Source organism: Cedecea selenatireducens, from assembly GCF_042138895.1.
In the GTDB taxonomy this organism is placed as follows: domain Bacteria; phylum Pseudomonadota; class Gammaproteobacteria; order Enterobacterales; family Enterobacteriaceae; genus Cedecea; species Cedecea selenatireducens.
This window is the reverse complement of sequence record NZ_JBHIKW010000008.1, coordinates 244,879-251,410: the sequence shown is the minus strand read 5'-3', so window position 1 is coordinate 251,410 and position 6,532 is coordinate 244,879. Positions and strand designations below refer to the sequence as shown.

Annotated in this window: 5 protein-coding genes; all 5 read right to left on the bottom strand. The window is 57.8% G+C overall.

All coding sequences use genetic code 11. The annotated features are described in order from the left end of the window. On the bottom strand, positions 1 to 441 hold a 441-nt coding region (gene tli1a / locus ACE38U_RS15025), incomplete at its 3' end, for a Tli1a family immunity protein (protein ID WP_375530055.1). 24 nt (positions 442 to 465) lie between these two features. Further along, the gene (locus tag ACE38U_RS15020; protein WP_375530054.1) at positions 466 to 684 is read right to left on the bottom strand and encodes a YceK/YidQ family lipoprotein; all 219 of its coding nucleotides are present in this window, start codon (positions 682 to 684) and stop codon (positions 466 to 468) included. Continuing rightward, entirely contained in the window at positions 681 to 1,466 is a 786-nt protein-coding gene (gene tla1 / locus ACE38U_RS15015; RefSeq protein ID WP_375530053.1) for a toxin Tle1 chaperone Tla1, read from the bottom strand. The genes ACE38U_RS15020 and tla1 overlap by 4 nt, the downstream gene beginning before the upstream one ends. A gap of 2 nt (positions 1,467 to 1,468) precedes the next feature. Next, positions 1,469 to 3,847, bottom strand: a complete 2,379-nt coding sequence (locus tag ACE38U_RS15010) for a type VI secretion system Vgr family protein (protein WP_375530052.1) — start codon at positions 3,845 to 3,847, stop codon at positions 1,469 to 1,471. Further along, a complete protein-coding gene (tssH, locus tag ACE38U_RS15005; protein WP_375530051.1) occupies positions 3,844 to 6,495 on the bottom strand; it encodes a type VI secretion system ATPase TssH in 2,652 nt (883 codons plus the stop codon). The genes ACE38U_RS15010 and tssH overlap by 4 nt, the downstream gene beginning before the upstream one ends. Between the last annotated feature and the right edge of the window lie 37 nt (positions 6,496 to 6,532).

Here is a 6,532-nt window from a genome sequence, read left to right as displayed (position 1 = left end):
AGTCACCTGCACCTCATCGCAGGGTAAAAAGTGGACGGTAATCCCGCAGGTTTCCTGCCCGGTATAGTCGGGAACCGGAACACTTTTAGTGTGTCTCCTGTTGTTTGCACTCATTTTTTTTTCCCAGGCCTTGTACTTTTCATAATCGGCAAATCCTGGAAAGCCCGCTGTAGAAGCCTCCCCACTTTCCCAGTCAATACGCACCGCCAGCCCTGGTTTCCAGACCGACGGCACGCCGTAACAACACCCGCCGCCCCCGCCGTCAAACGGGCCGATAGCATCAATCCCTGACTGGCCGTTAACGCTGAAGTGGTTGATCGCCCATTTGGTATGGTTGATCGCTTCAATCGTGCCTGCAATTGAATGATGAATAATCCCAACCAATAACGCTGCCGAGAGCAATAAACGGCTTAAACAAAAATAAAATTTCCTGATAATCATCCTTACTCCCTGGTTGATACTCAGTTATTTATTGGCGATGCAAATAGCGTCAACCGGTAGAGTTAAAGTATCCACAACAGCGGAAAAAGGAACATCAATCCACGGCAGGATGGACCAATATCCCGCTGCTATTGCCCTTTCTGTTCCCTGATAATATTTGGAGTAGCAACCTTCCGAATGCTCAGCAATAGAGACACATCCGCTCAACAACAATACCGCTGCCAGTGCAATAATTTTCTTCATTCCTTTCCCCGATGTCCTTTTTTCTGTCCGCAAAGTCGGTCCACCACCCAATCATTTCGCTGCTCTTCAAAAAGAATCCGTTCTTTAGTCGCCGCGAGCATTGCATTGAAGCATGCGGAAAATGCGGCTTCTTTGGTTAAGAAAAGATCGGCTAAGAACGTATGGTCACTTAAGAGTTTTTTCGCATCACTCAGGCACATTAGCGCTTCAAATTGATCATCACTGAACGTGATTTTCTGAAAAACATCATTCGCGGGAATGGTCCCGTTTCCCTCCTGCATTGCGGGCTGTTCATCCCGATTGAGCCAGCTCCAGAACAGCACGGGTCTTTGAAGCTGCGCCTTACCTTGCTCATCCAGAATGCAGGAAAAAAGCCACGGGAAATTCTGCGTATCCCAGAACCTGAAAATGCCATCCCGCCCTTCATGGCTGACATCCACACATTGCCTTAGCCAGTCGGCAAGCAATGAAAACGACCAGGGCGAGACAATCACGAGTAGAGGCGCTTTAAGCGAGACTTCCCTTGCAAGCTCGTACATCCACTGCACCTGCTGCGGCTCATCAAGATCGATACGTACCAGTAAAGGCGCATCCTCCCTATAAATATCCTCCGGCAATCCCTCATACAGGGAGCCCCATGCCAGGGCCGGAGAAAAACCGGATAGTGCCGGAATGACAGAGATATCCATGCCACACTGGTCGATAATGATATCCACGTGGCTCTGACTGAACTGCCTACAGGTATGCTGAATTTTGTCCAGCCAGACTGTTGTATTATCCATCGTTATCCCTCCCTGGGCACAAAGCCTTGAGCCCGTTCCTGTGCTCGTTTAAGACACTCTTTACACACTGACGAAGGCAATTCAGGCAAAGGAAACTCCTGGCTCGCCGGCGCTTCCATTCTGTGCTGCCCTTTGAGACTAAGAAGGCCCGGCCCATGAATTTCAACCTCCCCGCCTGGCGCGAGGCGTATATAGGCTCCGCCGCAGCCGAGAGTGATCCCATTTTTTGCCGTTAGCTGTAAATGACCCTGTGTGGACTGCACAATGACATCCTTCAGGGAAGTCAAAGACAGAGTATCAGCATGTGATTCGACAGTAAGTGGCCCCTTACCGGAAACCAGGCGCATCCCTTCTTTTTGTGCCAGGAGGGAAATTTCTTTACTGGAAACAACAGAATGCCGCTGTGCCGTGGTGACGTTAACTTCACCCTGGCTCTGCAGGTACAGACCTTTGCCGCTGTGAAGTAACGTGGTTTCTGGCGTAACCGCGGCTATGCCATCAGGCGCGCTCATCAGTAATGTCGATGATTTCAGGTTATTAGCACCCTCAACCAGGGTGTTAAGTGGGGCTGTATCAGGCACAACGTTGTTATGCGATCGGGCAATAGTTCCCCATTCAGTTATCTGATTCAGCGCGCCTTTTAATAGGCTTATTGCCGCCCCCATCTCCAGCACGTCCCCCTGCGCCTTCGCCTGGCCGTCGGCGCTGATGAAGATGCCCTTCTGCGCCCGGATGGCGCCCCAGCTGTCCGTCCGGAGCTCAAAGCCCTCACCGCGTTGTTGCTGCTCGCTGTCGACGAGATGGCCGAGGTTCAGCTGGCTCTTGCCGCCGTACTCGGTGGAGACCTTGATGTGCTCCTTGCCGCGCTCATCGTCGAGGCGGATTTTGTTGTTCGCCGGAGTGCGCAGGACGTTGCGTTTGTAGTTGCGGATGGTGACGTGGTCGCCGTGGGCCGAGTCGTGCAGCACCCCGGCGATGTAGGGCCTGTCCGGGTTGCCGCCTTCAAAACCAATCGCCACTTCGGTGCCCGCCAGCAGCGGCAGGTGCAGACCGTAGGTGTCCCCGGCGTATGGCCGGGCCTGGCGCACCCACAGGCTCTCGAACCCGGTTTCCCAGCCGTCGCGGTCAAACAGCATGTTGACCCGGTAGCGGCCGTCTTTGTCGATATGCCCGTAGGTATCGTTTTCGGTGGTGCTGGTGACGCGGGCGGGCAGCGTGCCCGCCATCACCGGCCGGTTGCCGGGCTCCGGGCGGAAGCCAAAGTCCGTACTGTCCGGGATGCCGTCAAAATGCACCACAAAATCCCGGTCACGCCGGGCATGACTGGTCATTCTGGTGATGAGCACGCCCTGCACAAACACCGCCGCGACTTCATCCCCGCCGGTGACTTTCAGCACCTGACCCGGGGAGAGCGTCGGGCAGGTGGTCGTGGCCCGGGTCTGCGTCTGCCCGTTCAGGTAGCGTTCATGCCGCAGCCGGGCGTAATACGCGCCCGATTCCGGGGCCGGATTGTGGTCGTAAGCGCTGCCCGGCGTCAGGTAGTTGTCGGCGTAGTGATACGCCTCACCGTAGGTGGTGGTATCTCCCCGGGTCACGTCCACCTGCGTGTTCATGTCCTCCGCCGCCTGGCGGTAATTGTAATCGCGGGTGCTGACCTGCTTTGGCACCACACGGTGGTGGCACGTCATCTCCCACACCGAGTCCGCCCCTTTCGCATGCTGCCCGGAAGGCGGCACCGACGGCAAAGTCAGGCCTTTCTCATAGCCCTGCTGGCCGTCATAAAACTCCACCACGTCGATGTTGAGCCGCGTGTCGGTGGTGAAGCGGAACCAGATGCCAACCTCACCCAACAGGCGGGTGATGAAGCGCAGGTCGTCCTCGCCGTACTGCATCACCTGCTCGCGACGCGGGTATTCTTTTGAGAGTGAAAACACGAAGTCCTGGCCGCGCATACCGTGGCGCTCACGCAGGATTTTTTCCACGATTTGTGGCACCGACATATCCTGGTAGATAGCGTTCTGCCGGGAGCGGTCGAGCAGCGCCAGCCGGGGCTGTAGCGTCAGGGCGTAGAGGCTCTCGTCGGCAGAGGTGCTGAGGCGTTCAAAGCCCGTCACCAGCCCCTGAATCACCCGCACCGGCTGCTGCATTTTAATGCCGTAACCCTGGTCGACCGGCGCCTGCAGCGTCAGCGAGGCGGCCTTCAGCAACATCATCTCTTTGCCGACGGCATGGTCGGCGCAGGTGAACTCTATCCGGTAACTGAACGGCTTGCTGAGGGCTTCATCGCCCTGAAAGGCCAGCACGTCGAGGGCGGGTTCACAGCCCTTCACCGCCAGCAGATGATGGTTATGGCTGAAATCTATCGGGGGATTATTGCTCATACGCGCTCTCCTTGGATACGGTCAAATTCCAGCCCGATCCCCTCATCCTCCGTCCAGCTTAGCGTCAGCGTCCGGGGCTTCTGTCGGGCTGCCATATGCATCAGCAATTGTTGACTCAGCACCGGTAAAATCTGCTGATTGAGCAGGCTGTCGACGTTGCGGGCCCCGCTATCCGGCAGCAGGCAGGCGGCGGTCAGCGCGTCGTACAGATTTTCTTCGATATGGGTCGACAGGCCGTAATGACGTTGCAGGCGCTGGCTGACCTGGGCGAGTTTCATTTCCACGATGGTGCGCATTGCGGCAGAGGCCAGCGGCCGGTAAATCACGGTCTGGAAGCGGGCCAGCAGCGCGGGCTGGAAATGATCGCGCAGGATCGGGCGCAGCAGTTCGTGCAAATCGCCTTCCGTTGCCTCTGGCTGTTCCTCAAGCAGCTGCATGATAGGGTCGCTGCCGAGGTTAGAGGTCATCAGAATAACCGTGTTACGGAAGTCAATTTCCCGCCCTTCGCCGTCGCGCATGAATCCCCGGTCGAAGACCTGATAGAACAGGTTCATCACATCTCTGTGCGCTTTTTCAACTTCATCCAGCAGAACAACGCTGTATGGACGTTTGCGGACGGCTTCGGTGAGGATCCCGCCCTGTCCGTAGCCGACGTAGCCCGGAGGTGAGCCTTTCAACTGGGAAACAGTGTGCGGCTCCTGGTACTCCGATAGGTTGATGGTGATCAGGGATTTTTCGCCGCCGTACAGCGCATCGGCGAGCGCCAGCGCGGTTTCGGTTTTGCCCACTCCGCTCGGGCCAACCAGCAGGAGCACGCCCTGCGGGCCGTTTTCAGACGTCAGCCCGGTTTTCGCGGCGCGAAGGCGCTGAGCAAGCGCGTTAAGCGCAACTTCCTGCCCTACAACCCGCTTACCAATGGCATTCTCCAGCGTCAGAAGCTCCGCCTGCTCATTTTTCATCAATGAAGACAGCGGCACGCCGGTCCAGTCGGCAATCACGTTAGCCACGGTGCGAGTTTCTACGTCAATCTGTACCAGCGCGTCCCCCTGCTGCATCGCCGCCAGCTGGCGCTGCAGGTCGGCAAGCTCCGCCTGACGGCTGATGTCCTGGCGGCATTCCATCACCTGCTGCGCAAGGGACTTCTCCAGTTCAAAGCGGCCTTCCAGCGCCTCAAGCGTGCTTTCCAGCTTGTTGCTCTGAGTATCAATCCGTTCAATCCGCTCGCCGGGCAGATGGCAGCCGGTGGCGATGTCTTCAAGCAGCGCCTGTTCTTCAAGCTCCAGCGCGGTGAGCTGCGCTTTGAGGACCACAATCTCTTCAGGCAGCGTATCCAGACTCATGCGTACGCGTGCCGCCGCGGTGTCCAGCAGGTCGACGGCCTTGTCCGGCAACTGGCGGCCCGTAAGATAACGACGTGACAGTGTAACTGCGGCGCGCACGGCGTCATCGGTAATATGCACGCCGTGATGCTCCGCGTAGCGTGACTTCAGGCCTCGCAGCATCAGGCAGGCGGTTTCATCGTCCGGCTCGTCCACTTTTACCATCTGGAAGCGGCGCTCCAGCGCGGCATCGCGTTCGAAATACTGTTTGTACTCAGACCAGGTGGTGGCCGCGATGGTGCGCAGTTCGCCACGGGCCAGTGCCGGTTTCAGCAGGTTGGCCGCATCAGCTCCGCCAGCCTGATTACCCGCCCCAATAATCGTATGGGCTTCGTCGATAAACAGCAGCACCGGATCAGGCGACTGCTGCACCGCCTCAATAATGTTTTTCAGGCGTTGCTCAAACTCGCCCTTCACGCCGGCTCCCGCCTGCAAAAGCCCCAGGTCGAGGGTACGCAAGGTGACAGGCTGGAGGCTGACAGGGACGTTACCTTCGGCAATACGTAGCGCCAGGCCTTCTACCAGCGCGGTTTTCCCCACGCCGGGTTCACCCACCAGGATCGGGTTGTTCTTACGCCTGCGGGAAAGGATATCCACCATCTGGCGGATTTCCGTGTCACGACCAAAAACCGGATCGATTTTCCCTTCACGCGCTTTGGCCGTAACGTCGAGAGTGAATTTATCCAGCGCGTTTTGCAGCGCCGGATCCAGGTCACCTTCTTTCGTCGCCCCCACCGAGCGGCCAATAAACTCAACTTCACTGCCGTGAGCGTGTGCCAGCTCAGCTTCCTGCTGCGCTTCCGGGCGTTCGTCAGACTGCGCGTCGAGCAGCGGACGCAGGCGCTCCAGCTGGCCCTGCCCGAGCGTCAAAAACGGCCACAGGCCGTCACAGCGCAGCAGGTTCTGTTTATCCACCAGCGCCATCATCAGGTGTACGCTCCGGATGTGTTCTTCCCCGGCAAGCGAAGCAATCAGCCACGCCTCCTGCAGCAGTTTCTGAACGCTGTCTGAAAGCTGAGGACGGCCGCGCACGGAACGCGGCAGTGCATCCAGCCATGCCAAAAGATCCTGCCAGACCGAGTCCATATTCCATTCGTAGCGGCGCGCCAGCACCGTCAGGTCACCTTCACCCTGCTCCAGCAGCTTCAGCAGCCAGTGCTCCGGCAGAATTTCCGCATGGGCGCGGGTCTGGCACAGAGAAGCCGCCCCTTCCATCGCACGGGCGCAGTAAGGGTTAAGACGACGCAGCAGGATGGCTGGATTTTCCATGTTGTATTCTCTCCTGAATGGGGCCTGGACACGCTAC